General features: G+C 62.5%; 12 protein-coding genes. 10 read left to right on the plus strand and 2 right to left on the minus strand.

Translation table 11 applies throughout. The annotated features are described in order from the left end of the window. The first annotated feature begins 11 nt into the window (after positions 1-11). The 4 genes from AB4N92_RS23190 (at position 12) to AB4N92_RS23205 (ending at position 4,829) form a co-directional block, all read left to right on the plus strand. On the plus strand, positions 12-953 hold the full coding sequence (locus tag AB4N92_RS23190; protein ID WP_010211189.1) for an ABC transporter permease: 942 nt from the start codon (positions 12-14) through the stop codon (positions 951-953). Then, entirely contained in the window at positions 950-1,804 is an 855-nt protein-coding gene (locus tag AB4N92_RS23195; RefSeq protein WP_010211188.1) for an ABC transporter permease, read from the plus strand. Before AB4N92_RS23190 ends, AB4N92_RS23195 begins: the two co-directional genes overlap by 4 nt. 2 nt (positions 1,805-1,806) lie before the next feature. Beyond that, complete coding sequence (locus AB4N92_RS23200) at positions 1,807-3,435, plus strand: ABC transporter ATP-binding protein (protein WP_176332109.1); 1,629 nt, start codon at positions 1,807-1,809, stop codon at positions 3,433-3,435. Positions 3,436-3,590: 155 nt separating this feature from the next. Next, positions 3,591-4,829, plus strand: a complete 1,239-nt coding sequence (locus tag AB4N92_RS23205) for an OprD family porin (RefSeq protein WP_370737453.1) — start codon at positions 3,591-3,593, stop codon at positions 4,827-4,829. A 170-nt stretch (positions 4,830-4,999) separates the two neighbouring features. Here AB4N92_RS23205 and AB4N92_RS23210 read toward each other — a convergent pair whose 3' ends face one another. Next, positions 5,000-5,878, minus strand: a complete 879-nt coding sequence (locus tag AB4N92_RS23210) for a GntR family transcriptional regulator (RefSeq protein ID WP_010211184.1) — start codon at positions 5,876-5,878, stop codon at positions 5,000-5,002. A gap of 141 nt (positions 5,879-6,019) precedes the next feature. Here AB4N92_RS23210 and AB4N92_RS23215 point away from each other — a divergent pair, with 141 nt between their 5' ends. From AB4N92_RS23215 to AB4N92_RS23225, 3 genes are read left to right on the plus strand one after another with little or no spacing between them, the layout of a single operon-like run. After that, on the plus strand, positions 6,020-7,525 hold the full coding sequence (locus AB4N92_RS23215) for a serine hydrolase domain-containing protein (RefSeq protein ID WP_010211182.1): 1,506 nt from the start codon (positions 6,020-6,022) through the stop codon (positions 7,523-7,525). A gap of 12 nt (positions 7,526-7,537) precedes the next feature. Further along, complete coding sequence (aptA, locus tag AB4N92_RS23220) at positions 7,538-8,833, plus strand: omega-aminotransferase AptA (protein WP_045792289.1); 1,296 nt, start codon at positions 7,538-7,540, stop codon at positions 8,831-8,833. Further along, positions 8,830-10,251, plus strand: coding sequence for an aldehyde dehydrogenase family protein (locus AB4N92_RS23225; protein ID WP_021493322.1), 1,422 nt, complete (start codon positions 8,830-8,832; stop codon positions 10,249-10,251). The genes aptA and AB4N92_RS23225 overlap by 4 nt, the downstream gene beginning before the upstream one ends. Here AB4N92_RS23225 and AB4N92_RS23230 read toward each other — a convergent pair. Then, positions 10,238-11,176, minus strand: a complete 939-nt coding sequence (locus tag AB4N92_RS23230) for a GlxA family transcriptional regulator (RefSeq protein WP_010211178.1) — start codon at positions 11,174-11,176, stop codon at positions 10,238-10,240. The two genes, AB4N92_RS23225 and AB4N92_RS23230, sit on opposite strands and share 14 nt — an antisense overlap. A 173-nt stretch (positions 11,177-11,349) precedes the next feature. Between AB4N92_RS23230 and AB4N92_RS23235 the strand changes: the two genes are divergently transcribed. The 3 genes from AB4N92_RS23235 (at position 11,350) to AB4N92_RS23245 (ending at position 13,857) form a co-directional block, all read left to right on the plus strand. Then, entirely contained in the window at positions 11,350-11,979 is a 630-nt protein-coding gene (locus AB4N92_RS23235) for a TetR/AcrR family transcriptional regulator (protein WP_236266783.1), read from the plus strand. Next, positions 11,976-12,653, plus strand: coding sequence for a type 1 glutamine amidotransferase domain-containing protein (locus AB4N92_RS23240; protein WP_010211175.1), 678 nt, complete (start codon positions 11,976-11,978; stop codon positions 12,651-12,653). The genes AB4N92_RS23235 and AB4N92_RS23240 overlap by 4 nt, the downstream gene beginning before the upstream one ends. A gap of 79 nt (positions 12,654-12,732) precedes the next feature. Then, positions 12,733-13,857 (plus strand): alkene reductase, encoded by a 1,125-nt coding sequence (locus AB4N92_RS23245; protein ID WP_236266782.1) that lies wholly within the window; start codon positions 12,733-12,735, stop codon positions 13,855-13,857. The last annotated feature ends 28 nt before the right edge of the window (positions 13,858-13,885 follow it).

Below are 13,885 nucleotides of genomic sequence, written 5' to 3' on the forward strand. Positions count from 1 at the left end.
GGGCCTCCAGCATGTTGCGTTTTATCCTGCAAAAACTGGCCATGGCGGTCCCCACCCTGTTGCTGATCTCAGTGATGGTGTTCGCGCTGATCCGTCTGATTCCGGGTGACCCGGCGCTGCTGATGCTCGGCGACATGGCCGACCCGCAAAGCCTGGCTGACATGCGCCACACCCTCGGCCTGGATCACTCGCTGGTGACGCAGTTTCTGATCTGGTTCAAGGCCGTGTTGAGCTTTGACCTGGGGTTTTCCATCAGCACCAAGCAGGCTGTGTTGCCGCTGATTCTCGACCGCTTCAGCGTCAGCGCGACCATCGTGCTGGTGGCTGTGCTGTTCGCCACGCTGATCGCGGTGCCCATTGGCCTGATTGCCGCGTGGAAACAGAACAGCGCGCTCGACCTGGGGCTGGTGTCCATCGCGACCTTGCTGCTGTCGATCCCCAGCTTCTGGCTCGGGTTGCTGTTGCTGCACGCGTTCGGCATCCAGCTCGGCTGGTTGCCGGTGGTGGGCTACGTCAGTTTCTCCCAGGCGCCGTGGCAAGCCATGAGCTACATGGTGCTGCCGGTGGTGACCTTGACCCTGGTGGAAGTCGGCGCGATCACCCGCATGGCGCGGGCCAGCACCATCGAAGTGCTGCGCCTGGAATACATCGCCCATGCCCGGGCCAAGGGCTTGTCGGAGCGCGCGGTGTTGTGGAAACACGCGTTGCCCAACGCCTTCGCGCCGACCTGGACCCTGGTGGGGCTGATTCTCGGCAACCTGCTGGGTGGCATTGCGGTACTCGAAACCGTGTTCACCCTGCCAGGCATCGGCCGGCTGATGGTGGACGCGATTTTCGCCCGCGATTATCCGGTGCTGCAGGGCTGCTTGCTGCTGATCACCTTTATCTACGTGCTGGTCAACCTGTGTGTGGATCTGCTCTATCCGCTGTTCGATCCAAGGGTGAAGTTATGAGTTCGACTATTGCCGTGCCCGTAGCGGCCAAGCGTCGGCGCGTGTGGGCGCCGGCCAACGCCTTGATCGGTGGCGGGCTGCTGGTGGTGTTGATTGCGCTGGCGTTGATGGGGCTGGTGTGGTCACCGTTCGACCCGCTGAAGATCGACCTGATGTCGCGCTTCCAGGCCCCGTCGGCTGCCCACTGGCTGGGCACCGACGAATTTGGCCGCGATGTGTTCAGCCGTCTGTTGATCGGCGCGCGCACCAGCTTGTGGGTGAGCCTGTTGACGGTCAGCGTTGCCGTGCTGGCAGGCACCTTGATTGGCATGCTTGCCGGTTACCTGCGCGGCTGGACTGACCGCGTGTTGATGATGTTCAACGACGCGCTGCTGGCTTTTCCCGGCATCCTCATGGCGCTGGGCATCATGGCGATCATCGGCGCAAGCAAGTACGGCATCGTGCTGGCCCTGGGCATCGCCTACACGCCGTCGGTGGTGCGCGTGGTGCGCGGCACCGTACTGTCCCTGCGTGAGCTGGAGTACATCGAAGCCTCGCGGGTGATCGGCAACTCCGAGCTGTACACCATGCTGCGGCACATCGCGCCGAACTGCCTGGCGCCATTATGCGTGCTGGCCACCAGCATGTTCGGCTGGGCGCTGCTGTCGGAAAGCGCCCTGAGCTTCCTCGGCCTGGGCGTACCGCCGCCGGCGGCGACCTGGGGCAACATGCTTGCCAGCAGCCGGCCGTACATCGCTTCGGCACCCTGGCTGGGGGTGTTCCCCGGGCTGTTTATCTGCCTGACATTGCTGGCGATCAACCTGTTTGGCGACGCCCTGCGTGATCGTCTTGACCCCCGGATGAGGAAGTGAACATGTCCGCCGATCCTGTTTTGTTGAACGTCGAACACCTGAAGATCCGTGTGGGCGAACACGGCCCATTGGCGGTGGATGACCTGAGTTTCAGCATCGCGCCGGGTGAGATCGTGGCGCTGGTGGGGGAGTCCGGCAGCGGCAAGACCATGGCTGCCCGCGCGGCCATCGGCCTGCTGCCGTTGCCGATGCAAGTGTGCGGCGGACGTCTGGATTTCCAGGGGCGTGACCTGGCGAGTGTCAGCACTGAAGCGCTGCGTGCGATTCGCGGCGCCAGCATCGGCATGGTGTTCCAGGAACCGATGGTGTCGCTCAACCCGGCATTGAAAATCGGCCAACAGATGAGCGAAGCGCTCAAGCTGCACACCGACCTCGACCCTCCACAAATCCGCGAACGTTGCCTGACCATGTTGCGCCGTATCGGCATCAAGGCCGCCGAGCGCTGCCTGGAGTCCTATCCGCACCAATTCTCCGGTGGCATGCGCCAGCGCATCATGTTGGCCTCGGTGATGCTGCTGCGCCCGGCCTTGCTGATCGCCGACGAACCGACCACGGCCCTCGACTGCCTGGCGCAACTGGACGTGATCGAGTTGATGCTCGAACTGACCCGCGAGCAGGGCACCGCGATCCTGTTTATCAGCCATGACCTGTCGCTGGTAGCGCGGTACGCCCACAAGGTGGTGGTGATGCGTCACGGCAAGGCGGTGGAGCAGGGCAGCATCGAAGACATCCTGCTCGCGCCCAAGGCCGAGTACACCCGCCAGCTGTTGGAAGCGTTGCCGCGTCGGGGCGTGCTGGCGCCTTTGCCGGTCAGCAACGAGCCTTTGGTTGAAGTGGATCAGGTGTGCATCGAGCACCCTGGGCCGACCACGTTCTGGGGCAAGCGTCAGCACACCCGCGTGGTGCATTCCGCCAGCCTGGTGATCGCCCCCGGCGAAACCCTGGCGCTGGTGGGCGGCAGCGGCTCGGGCAAGACCACCCTCGGGCGTTCCCTGGTGGGCCTGATCAAACCCTGTGCCGGCTCGATCCGCTTCAAAGGCGTGGACATCCTCAAGGCCGCCAACCGTACCCATCGCCTGCAATGCCAGATGATCTTCCAGGACCCCTATTCGTCCCTGAACCCGCGGATGAAAATCGGAGAAATCCTCGCCGAACCGTTGCGCCACGAACCCGGCCTGAATGCCGCCGAGCGCCGTGAACGGGTAACGCAAACCCTCAAGGACATCGGCCTGGGCGAGCAGTTTGTCGAGCGTTTCCCCCACCAGCTCTCCGGCGGCCAGCGCCAGCGCGTCGCCATTGGCCGGGCATTGGTGCGACACCCGCAACTGGTGATTGCCGACGAACCGATCTCGGCGCTGGACATGACTATCCAGAAACAGATCCTCGAACTGTTCGAACGTCTGCAGGCGCAGTACGGTTTTGCCTGCCTGTTCATTTCCCATGACCTGGCGGCGGTGGAGCGCATTGCCCATCGGGTTGCGGTGATGCATCAGGGCAATGTGGTGGAAGTGGGCGCGCGCGAGCAGATCTTCGATCACCCGCAGCACCCGTACACCCGGCAACTGCTGGCCGCCGCCAGCCCGCTGGAGCAACTGCCGGACGGTGGCTACCGAATACGACCGGCCATTTAAACCCCTGATTTCACCCGGCGCGCAGACCCTCACGTCTGCGCGATGGGGAATGTCGTGCCCAGAAAAACAATAAGACCTACTCACCATAACGACTGCCAGGAGCCAAGAACATGCACAACAACACTCTCAACCTGATCTTGAAGGGCGTCGGCCTCATGAGCGGGGGGCTGCTGTGTGCCCCGGCCCAGGCTGACTTCATCAAGGACAGCAAGGCAGATCTGGACCTCAAGAACTACTACTTCAACCGCGATTACCGTGAAGACGCCGGGCAATCCAAGCGTGAGGAATGGGCCCAGGGATTTATCCTCAACCTCAAGTCTGGCTTTACCGAAGGCACCGTCGGCTTTGGTGTGGACGTGGTAGGCATGCTCGGCCTCAAGCTCGATTCCAGCCCGGACCGCTCCGGCTCCGGCCTGTTGTCCAGGGACAACGATGCCACGCCGGGCAAGCCGAGCTATTCCAAGCGCGCCCATGACGAGTATTCCAAGTACGGCGTGACCGGCAAGGTGCGCTTCGCCCAGAGCGAGCTGCGCAGCGGTTACCTGCTGCCGGACCTGCCGACTTTGCAGCCCAACACCAGCCGACTGTTCCCGCAGACCTTCCGGGGCACTCAGGTGACGTCCACGGACATCGCCGGGCTGGCGTTGATCGGCGGGCAGATCGACCAGACCAAGCAGCGCGAATCCACCGAATACGAAGACATGGGGCTGACCAGCCAGAGCGGTGCCTACAAAAGCACCGCCAAGAGTGATCGTTTCCGCTTTGCCGGTGGCGATTACAAGCTCACGCCGGGGATGACGTTGAGCTACCACTTTGCGCAGTTGGAGGATATCTACCAGCAGCATTTCGTAGGGCTGAAAAACAGCTTCGCCCTGGGCGGTGGCACGCTCAAGACGGATATCCGTTATTTCGATGCGGACAAGTCCGGTGCTGGCTTGGCGGGCAAGGTGGATAACCGTGCGCTGAGTACGCGGGCGATGTTCAGCTACAAGGGACACAGTCTGGGTGGGGGGTATCAGGAGCAATATGGGGACACCCCGTTTACTTATGTGGACGGGACCAATACCTATCTGTTTTCCGAGTATCAGTTGAGTAATTTCTCGCAGACCAATGAGCGGGTCTGGCATGCGCGCTATGACTTTGATTTTGCGGCGCTGGGTGTACCGGGGCTGACGTTTTCAACGCGTTGGGCCAAGGGTGATCAGGCGCAGGTGAAGGGGTTTGCGGGGGAGGGACGTGAGTGGGAGCGGGATATCGATTTGGGGTATGTGTTTCAGTCTGGAACGCTGAAAGGGGTGTCGTTGCGTTGGCGCAATGGGTTGAGCAAGGCTAACTATTTACGGGATATGAATGAGAACCGGGTGATTGTCGGTTATACCGTGGCGCTTTGGTAATGAAAGTGGGGGCGACGTGGTGTGAGTGTGGGAGCTGGCTTGCCTGCGATGGCGGTCTGTCGGTGTACATGTCCATTGCGACAGGGGTTGCGTGTGTGGTTAAGGTCTGGCCGGTTTCGAGCGTGCTTCGAGGCCGGGTCGGGCCCGTCAGGGGCATGGGGGCGCGCCCCTCATCCCTTGTTGCGTGCCACGCGCAACTTGCTCGCCACATCCAGGTGTCGATGCAGCAGCGTCGACGCCCATTCGTTATCGCCTTGCTCCAGGGCATCCAGAATCGCCAGGTGTTCACAGCACGAGACCTTGACCCTTTCCTGATTGTTCACGGTGTGGAACTCGGTCAGTCGACGCAACCGGTTCTGCTGCTGGATCGCCTGCAGGATGTAGCCGTTGCCCGATGCCGCCGCCAACAGTTCGTGGAATTCGGCGTTGTATTCGATAAAGCGTTGCCCATCGACTTTGCCTTCCAGCAGTTCCATCTGGCGTTCGCGGCAACGACGGAATTGTTCGGGGTTGATCTTGAAGGTCGGCTCCAGCAACCCGGCTGGCTCCAGCAGCATGCGGAAGCGGTAGCTCTCGAAGCGAGTCTGCGGGCTATTCAGCGTCGGCAGGAACTGCCAGCCGTGCCCGTGCTTGCGTTGCATCACGCCTTCGTCGGAAAGGCGCAACAGGCAGCGGCGCAGCACGCTTTTGCCGACCCCATAGCGGCGCAGCAGGTCGCTCTCGGAGATCTGGTCGGGCAGCACCTGGTTCAGACGGTCGTCGATCAGCCGCGTGTACAGCTCGTCCTCTTCGTTGTGCAGCTCGGTGAAGTGCTGCGCCAAGCCTTCGGTGGTTTCCAGCGGTACGCGATAGCCCTGTTGCGGCAGCGGCTCAATGGCTTTTTGTTCGGCCAGGTACGCCAGTGCGCTGCGAATGGGCGAGCGCGAGACGCCCAGGCGTTGGGCCAGTTCCACTTCCTTGAGGTGCAGACCGGGTTGCAGGTCGCCGCTGGCGATGGCGGCAAGGATCTGGCCGGCGACTTTGGTCTGCAGCGAGGTGAGTTGGGACATGGTGCGAGGTCGTTCCTGTGACAGGGGAGGCAAGGATACCCGGAAAAACTGAATTATAGGGGCCTCAAATACATCAGGTCCGCAGCGAATAAAACTTTATCTGCACTATTTGAAATATAAAAACATCATTGAGGACCCATCATGACCTACATCCCGCTGCCCAGAGCCTTGCCCCATGAGCGCGGCGTCGACCCGGCCGGCGTTGTTGACTTCCTCCAGGCCGTGACCGAGCAAGGCCTAGAGCTGCACAGTTTCCTGCTGTATCGCCAGGGTGCGGTGGTGGCCGAGGCGTACTGGCAGCCCTATTCGGCGCATCGCCTGCACGTGCAGCATTCGGCCACCAAGAGCTGGACGGCCACGGCGATCGGCCTGTTGATCGACGACGGTCGCTTGAGCCTCGATGCCAAGGTGGTGAGCTTTTTTCCCGAGCTGTGCCCGCAACCCATCAGCGCCAACCTGGCGGCCATGACCGTGGAAGACCTGCTGACCATGCGCACCGGTCACACCCGTGGCATTTCTGGCGGCGATTGGCGCAACCTGCAAAGCAGCTGGGTCGAAGCCTTTCTCAATGAGCCGGTGGACGAGCCACCTGGGCAGTCGTTTATCTATAGCAGTGCGTCAAGTTTCATGTTGTCGGCCATCGTCACCCAGGTCACTGGGCAGACGATGCACGCGTTGTTGCAGGCGCGCGTCCTCGACTATCTGGGCCTCGATCACCTGGAGTGGGACCTGGCTCCCGGTGGGTTCAACTCTGGAGGCAATGGCTTGAGTTGCACCAGCGAAGATTCGTTGAAGTTTGGCGTGTTGCACCTCAACCACGGCCAATGGCAAGGGCGCCAGTTGCTGTCGCCAGAGTGGGTCAGTGAGGCCACGCGCAATCAGGTGCAGGACGTGTGGATGGGTGAGTTCGACGGCAAGCAGTACCTGCCGCGCGACAAGAACAAAGCCAATGAAGCCCAGCGTGAAGGCTATGGCTACCAATGGTGGATGACCGAACACGGCGGTTATTACGCCTCGGGCGTGTTCGGCCAGCAGTGCATGGTGCTGCCGGAACAGGACACGGTGATTGTCTTCACCTGCGGCCTGCGCCTGGGGGAAAAGCGCTTGCACGCGGCGCTGTGGCAGCACCTGTTCCCGGCGCTGGGGCGTACCGCCGTTGATGCCAATGCCAGCCAGGCGCAACTGGATGCGCTGATCGACGGCCTGCGCCTGCCGACGCTGCAGGGTTTGCAAAGCTCGCCCGCCAGCCGTGCACTGCAGGGCCGTTTCGCCATTGAACCGAATGAGGATGGCGTGCGCGAAGTGGCCTTCGATTTCCAGGCGGATTACTGCGATTTCACCCTGGTGGATCATCGCGGCACTCATCACGTGCGCGCCGGTTTCCGACAGCCGATCGAGACCCTCACCAGCCTCACCGGCAATTACTTGCACCACCAGTATCAGCCTGAACAGACCGCCGTGGTCGCGCAGGCCTGCTGGTCCACGGAAGGTGAGTTACGTATGGACTGGCGCTTCGTCGAAACCGCCTTTGGCGACCACGTTACCGGCCGCGTGCAAGACGGGCGCCTGCGTTTCGACCGGGGCGTCAACACCAACGCCGGTGCCCTGCAACGCCCGACCCTGATCGGCTCACGAATCCCGCTTTAAGGAGTACAACCGATGACCTCTTCCCTGTGGGCACCCTTTACCGCGATGCGCCCCTTCAACCGCCAACCGATGCTGTTCGACCGCGCCGCCGGCATGCACTACACCACCACCGAAGGGCGCGATGTGCTCGATGCGATGGCCGGGTTGTGGTGCGTCAATGCCGGGCATGGCCAGCCCCGTATCGTCGAGGCCATTCGCGAAGCGGCAGGGCGCCTGGACTTTGTGTCCTCGTTCAAAATGAGCCACCCGGCGGCGCTGACCCTGGCGGATCAGTTGGTTGCCAAAGCGCCGGCCAACCTGGACAAGGTGTTCTTTACCAACTCCGGTTCCGAGGCCGTGGACACCGCTTTGAAGATCGCGCGCGCCTATCATCAGGCCCGAGGCGATAGCCGGCGCACCAAGCTGATCGGCCGCGCCAAGGGTTACCACGGCATGGGGTTTGGCGGTCTGTCGGTGTCGGGCATCGGCCGGCAGAAGCGTGACTTCGGGCCGTTGCTCGGCGACGTGGCGCACTTGCCGCTGCCCTATGACGCGGGCTCGCGTTTCAGCCTCGGCCAGCCGGAGCAGGGTGCGCATTACGCGGATGCGTTGCTGCACTTACTGGAAATACACGACCCGGCTACGGTGGCGGCAGTGATTGTCGAACCGGTCACCGGCTCGGGTGGGGTCTACGCGCCGCCCCTGGGCTACCTGCAAAAGCTGCGCGAGATCTGTGATCGGCACGGCCTGCTGTTGATCTTCGATGAAGTCATCACTGGCTTCGGCCGCGTGGGCCATGGATTCGCCGCCGAGGCCTTTGGCGTCACCCCGGACTTGATGACCTTGGCCAAGGGCCTCACCAACGGCGCGGTGCCCATGGGCGGCGTGCTGGTCAGCGGCGCGGTGTACGAGGCGTTCATGCAAGGCCCGGAGCAGGCCATCGAGCTGATGCACGGTTACACCTATTCGGCCCATCCACTGGCCTGCGCCGCCGGTTTGGCGACCCTGGAGGTGCACGAAGAGCTGGGCCTCAATGCGCATGTGCGGCAGATTGCGCCGTTGTGGCAGAACACCGCGCTGGCCTTGCGTGAGCAGGCGCTGGTGCTGGATGTGCGTGCCATCGGCCTGCTTTGCGCGGTCGAGCTCAAGCCCCGCGAGGGCGCCCCCGGAGCGCGGGCGGCAGAGGTGGCCCAGCGGTGTTTCGAGGCGGGCGTGCTGGTGCGCGCCTCCGGCGAAAATATTGTGCTGTCGCCGCCACTCATCATCAACCAGGAACAGGTCGCGCAGGTGTTCAGCACCTTGGGCAAGGCACTTGAGGCGACGCGATGAATCACCTGGATTTTTACATCGACGGGCAGTGGGTCAAGCCCCTCGGCGGCGACACCTTGCCGGTGGTCGACCCGACGACGGAGCGAACCGTCGCCACCATCAGCCTCGGCACCCTGGCCGACCTCGACCGCGCCGTCACCGCGGCCAGGCGGGCCTTCGACAGCTATGGGCAATGGACGCGCGAGCAACGCCTGGAACTGCTGGCGGCGATCATCGATGGCTATCGCCAGCACAGCGAAGCCCTGGCGCAATGCGTGCACCAGGAAATGGGCGCGCCGCTCTCGCTGGCGCGCAGTGCCCATGTGCCCGCGGGGTTGGGCCACTTGCAGCGTGCGTATGACGTGCTCAAGACATATGCCTTCGAATACGCCCACGCCAGCACCCTGATCAGCCGCGAACCGATAGGGGTGTGCGGCCTGATCACACCGTGGAACTGGCCACTCAACCAACTCACCTGCAAGCTCGCGCCGGCCCTGGTCGCGGGCTGCACGATGGTGCTCAAGCCCAGTGAAAAGGCGCCGCTGTCGGCGATGCTGCTGGCCGATATCCTGGACCATGCCGGGGTGCCCAAGGGCGTGTTCAACCTGGTCAATGGCGACGGTCCTACGATGGGCGACGGCATCGCCCGGCATGCCGGGATCGATATGGTCTCGTTTACCGGTTCCACCGGCGCGGGCATCGCTGTGGCCAAGGCGGCAGCGGACACGGTCAAGCGTGTCTCTCAGGAGCTGGGCGGCAAGTCGGCCAACCTGATTCTTGCCGATGCGGACCTGGACGCTGCCGTGCGACACGGTGTGAGCAGCTGTTTTCGCAACAGCGGCCAGTCCTGCAATGCGCCGACGCGCCTGCTGGTGCCCCGGGCCTTGCAAGCGCGGGCGGTGGCGATCGCCCAGGAGATTGCCGCGCAGGTCTGCTTTGACGATAGCAATCCAGCGACTGCCATGGGCCCCCTGGCCAACCAGGCGCAGTTCGAACGGGTGCAGGCGCTGTTGGCGGCCGTGGACATCCCACCGGTATGCGGTGGTGCAGGGCGGCCGCAAGGCATCAACCGCGGCTTCTACGTGAGGCCCACGGTCTTTGCCGATGTCCACCCCGACCTGCCGATTGCCCGCGAAGAGGTGTTCGGGCCGGTGTTGGTGATCATTCCCTACGACAGCGAAGAACAGGCGATTGCCATCGCCAATGACAGCCCCTATGGCCTGTCGGGTTACGTCACGGCCGGCACGCTGGAAGGCGCGCGCAGGGTCGCCCGCCGTCTGCGCACGGGGATGGTCCATCTCAATGGCAGCAAGGCGGATAACGGCGCGCCCTTTGGCGGGTACAAGCAGTCCGGTAATGGCCGTGAGTGGGGGGTATTTGGCCTGGAGGACTATCTGGAAGTGAAATCGCTGTTTGGCTATCAGCCTAACCTGGGATAAACAGCGCCTGCTGCATCACCTGCGGCGGCTGCCCAAACGCCCTTAAAAACGCCTGACGCATGCGCTCGCGATCCCCAAACCCGGTTTCGCGGGCCACCACCTCAACCGGGTGGCGACTGGTCTCCATCATCGCCCGTGCGGCTTCTACCCGAAGGGACTCGATGGCCTTGGCCGGCGTTTGCCCGGTTTCTTCACGGAACACTCGGCTGAACTGGCGCGGACTCAGGCGGGCGACATCGGCCAGGGCTTCCACGGACAGATCGTGGGTCAGGTTCTCGCGGGCGTAGGCCAGGGCCAGTTGTACGCGGTCCGATTTCGGGTCCAGTTCCAATAGCGCCGACAACTGCGATTGCTCACTGCCGCGCCGCTGGGCGATCACCAGCTTGCGCGCGATGCGGCGTGCCAGGTCGCTGCCCAAGTCGTTCTCCACCATGGCCAAGGCCAGGTCGACGCCGGCACTCATGCCGGCGCCGGTCCACACGTGGCCGTCGACGATAAACAGCTTGTCTTCTTCCAGGCGAATGTCCGGGTAGCGCTTGCGAAAGGCCGGGGCGTGAATCCAGTGGGTGGTGGTGCGCTTGCCTTCCAGCAGGCCGGCTTCGGCCAGCACGAAAATGCCCATGCACAATGAGGCGACGCGCCGCGACTGGGCCGAGGCGGCCTTGACCAGTTCCAGCAGGTTGGCTTCCGGCAGGCGGAATTCCAGGTAGCCGCTGACGATCAGGGTGTCGTAACCCTCCGGCCGGATCGGCGTGGTGTTCACCGAGAACCCTTGGGACGTCATCACCGCGCCGCCGCTCTCCGAGACCAGATGAAATTCATAGGCCGGCTCGCCGCGCAGCAGGTTCGCGCACTCGAACACCGAACCCAGGCTGAGGCTCAGGGATTGGAAGTTCGGGTAAACCATCAGCGCAACGCTGTGCATCGTCATTCTCCAAAGGGCGCGGGAAGGGGGATTGTCGGCGCGTGCCGGGTAAACGGCAACTGCCTTCGCGTCATGTCCGGAATCCTTGCGGATCTGACATTGTGCGGGTCTGGACAGCCTCCTAAGATTCCCTCAACGAACTAGACGACTGGTCTAATCGGACGGGATGAAGCATGAACAGCGAAACCAAAAGTGCAAAACAGACCATTCTGGATACCGCGCAACGTCTTGTCGGTCGCAAAGGATTTTCTGCGGTAGGCCTGAACGAAATATTGCAAGCCGCCCAAGTACCCAAAGGTTCGTTTTATCACTACTTCACCTCCAAAGATGCGTTCGGCGTCGTATTGCTCGACCACTACTTCGACCACTACGTGCACGGCATGCAGCAATTGTTCGACCAGCCGGGTTTAACCCTTCACGCCAAGTTGATGCGTTATTGGCAGTCTTGGATCGACAACCAGACCGGCTGTACCGATGCAGGCAAATGCCTTGCCGTCAAACTCGGTGCCGAGGTGTCAGACCTTTCAGAGCCGATGCGCCTGGCCCTGCAGCGCGGCACCGCACGCACCATCGGCTTGCTCGCCGAGGCCTTGCAGCAGGGCGTCGACGACGGTTCGGTCATCATTACGCAACACCCCGAAAGCCTGGCCCAGCGCCTGTATGCGTTGTGGCTGGGGACCAGCGTCATGAGCAAGATCACCCGCACAGCGGCGCCTTTCGACGAGGCACTGGGGTTGACCCGGCAGTTGTTGGGGCAGCCTGAACAGACTGACAACCACACTTATCGAGGCACTGGAAAATGAAAGTATTAATGGTACTGACCTCTCACGACCAGCTCGGCGATACCGGGCGCAAGACCGGCTTCTGGCTCGAAGAGTTTGCCGCCCCCTATTACGCGTTCAAGGACGCCGGTGCCGAGATTGTGCTGGCTTCACCGGCCGGCGGCCAGCCGCCTCTGGATCCGGTAAGCGACCAGCCGGACTTCCAGACCGAACAGACCCACCGCTTCGCCGCCGATACGGCTGCGCAACAGGCCCTGGCGACCACGCTGAAGCTGGATTCGGTCAACGCCGATGACTTCGACACCGTGTTCTACCCAGGCGGCCACGGCCCGCTGTGGGACCTGGCGGAGTCGCCGGTGTCGATCGCCCTGATCGAGTCCTTCGAGCGCGCTGGCAAGCCGATCGGCTTTGTCTGCCATGCACCGGGCGCCTTGCGTCACGTCAAGGCGGTCAATGGTCAACCGTTGGTCAAGGGGCGTCGCGTTACCGGGTTCTCCAACTCGGAAGAGGCAGCGGTGGAACTGACCGATGTAGTGCCGTTCCTGGTTGAAGATGAATTCAAGCGGTTGGGCGGCCTTTATGAGAAAGGTGCTGACTGGCAATCCTTTGTCATTACCGATGGTTTATTGGTAACCGGGCAAAACCCTGGTAGTTCCAGTGACGTCGCCAAAGCCCTGCTGACACTCACCGCTTAACTTAACTAACCGCTTACGGCATTGGCGACTTTTATAAGTCGCCAATGCTTTAGCACGTCCAGAATTTGGAAATTATTGAATGACTGACAATGTGCTTAATACCCCAGTAAAGCTGGGTCACCATACGCTGAACAACCGTATTGTGTTGCCGCCGTTGACACGCCAGCGCAGTGCCCAGCCGGGTGATATCGCCACCGACTTGATGGCTGACTATTACCGCCAGCGTGCCAGTGCCGGTTTCATGGTCAGCGAAGGCACACAGATTGAACCGCGTGGCCAGGGTTATGCCTGGACGCCAGGCATCTACACCCCGGCGCAGATTGACGGCTGGCGCAAGGTCACCGACGCGGTGCACGCCGAAGGCGGGGTGATCTTCGCCCAGCTGTGGCACGTTGGCCGGGTGTCCCATAACGCCTTGCAGCCAGACGGCGCGGCACCTGTCGCACCGTCGGCAATCCAGGCGCTGCAGGCCAAGGCCTTCATCGAAACGGCACCGGGCGAGGGTGAGTTGAAGCAACCGCCTGTGCCGCGTGCCTTGACCACCCTGGAGATCGAGGAACTGGTTTGGCACTACGCCCAGGCGGCGCGCAATGCGCTGGATGCCGGGTTCGATGGGGTCGAGATCCATTCGGCGAATGGTTACCTGGTCAACCAGTTCATCTCGGCCCACGCCAATCAGCGTGACGATGAATACGGTGGCTCGCTGCACAACCGCCTGCGCTTTCTGCGCGAGATCGTCGAAGCCGTCAGCGCAGTGGTCGGGCCAGAGCGCCTGGGGGTGCGTTTCTCACCGCTGTTCAGCGGCACTGATCAGGACCGGGTGTATATCGGCCTGGTGGAAGACGACCCGCACCACACCTACCTCGAAGCGATCAAGGTGCTGGAGGCGTCGGGCATCGCCTATGTGTCCATTGCCGAAGCCGACTGGGATAACGCCCCGGTATTGCCCGAATCGTTCCGCCGCGCAGTGCGCGAAACCTTCAGTGGGCGCATCATCTATGCCGGCCGCTACACCGCTGAACGCGGCGCTGATTTGGTCGAAGCCGGGCTGGCGGACTTGATCGCGTTCGGGCGGCCGTTCATTGCCAACCCAGACCTGCCGCAGCGGATTTTCAACGGATGGCCGTTGAATCCGCTGAAGGCCGAGGGTTTATATGGCGGGACGGCAGCGGGGTACATCGATTACCCGGTATACGCCGAGTAGTCCCGCAAAGCTGACCCATGTGGGAGCT

This window comes from Pseudomonas sp. S3_A09 (assembly GCF_054668065.1).

Bases quoted from the DNA above. Each gene is read 5' to 3' on its own strand.
- aptA (WP_045792289.1), top strand. From the start codon at position 7,538: ATGACCTCTTCCCTGTGGGCACCCTTTACCGCGATGCGCCCCTTCAAC.
- AB4N92_RS23235 (WP_236266783.1), top strand. From the start codon at position 11,350: ATGAACAGCGAAACCAAAAGTGCAAAACAGACCATTCTGGATACCGCG.
- AB4N92_RS23210 (WP_010211184.1), bottom strand. From the start codon at position 5,878: ATGTCCCAACTCACCTCGCTGCAGACCAAAGTCGCCGGCCAGATCCTT.
- AB4N92_RS23190 (WP_010211189.1), top strand. From the start codon at position 12: ATGTTGCGTTTTATCCTGCAAAAACTGGCCATGGCGGTCCCCACCCTG.
- AB4N92_RS23225 (WP_021493322.1), top strand. From the start codon at position 8,830: ATGAATCACCTGGATTTTTACATCGACGGGCAGTGGGTCAAGCCCCTC.
- AB4N92_RS23215 (WP_010211182.1), top strand. From the start codon at position 6,020: ATGACCTACATCCCGCTGCCCAGAGCCTTGCCCCATGAGCGCGGCGTC.
- AB4N92_RS23205 (WP_370737453.1), top strand. From the start codon at position 3,591: ATGAGCGGGGGGCTGCTGTGTGCCCCGGCCCAGGCTGACTTCATCAAG.
- AB4N92_RS23245 (WP_236266782.1), top strand. From the start codon at position 12,733: ATGACTGACAATGTGCTTAATACCCCAGTAAAGCTGGGTCACCATACG.
- AB4N92_RS23195 (WP_010211188.1), top strand. From the start codon at position 950: ATGAGTTCGACTATTGCCGTGCCCGTAGCGGCCAAGCGTCGGCGCGTG.
- AB4N92_RS23240 (WP_010211175.1), top strand. From the start codon at position 11,976: ATGAAAGTATTAATGGTACTGACCTCTCACGACCAGCTCGGCGATACC.
- AB4N92_RS23200 (WP_176332109.1), top strand. From the start codon at position 1,807: ATGTCCGCCGATCCTGTTTTGTTGAACGTCGAACACCTGAAGATCCGT.
- AB4N92_RS23230 (WP_010211178.1), bottom strand. From the start codon at position 11,176: ATGCACAGCGTTGCGCTGATGGTTTACCCGAACTTCCAATCCCTGAGC.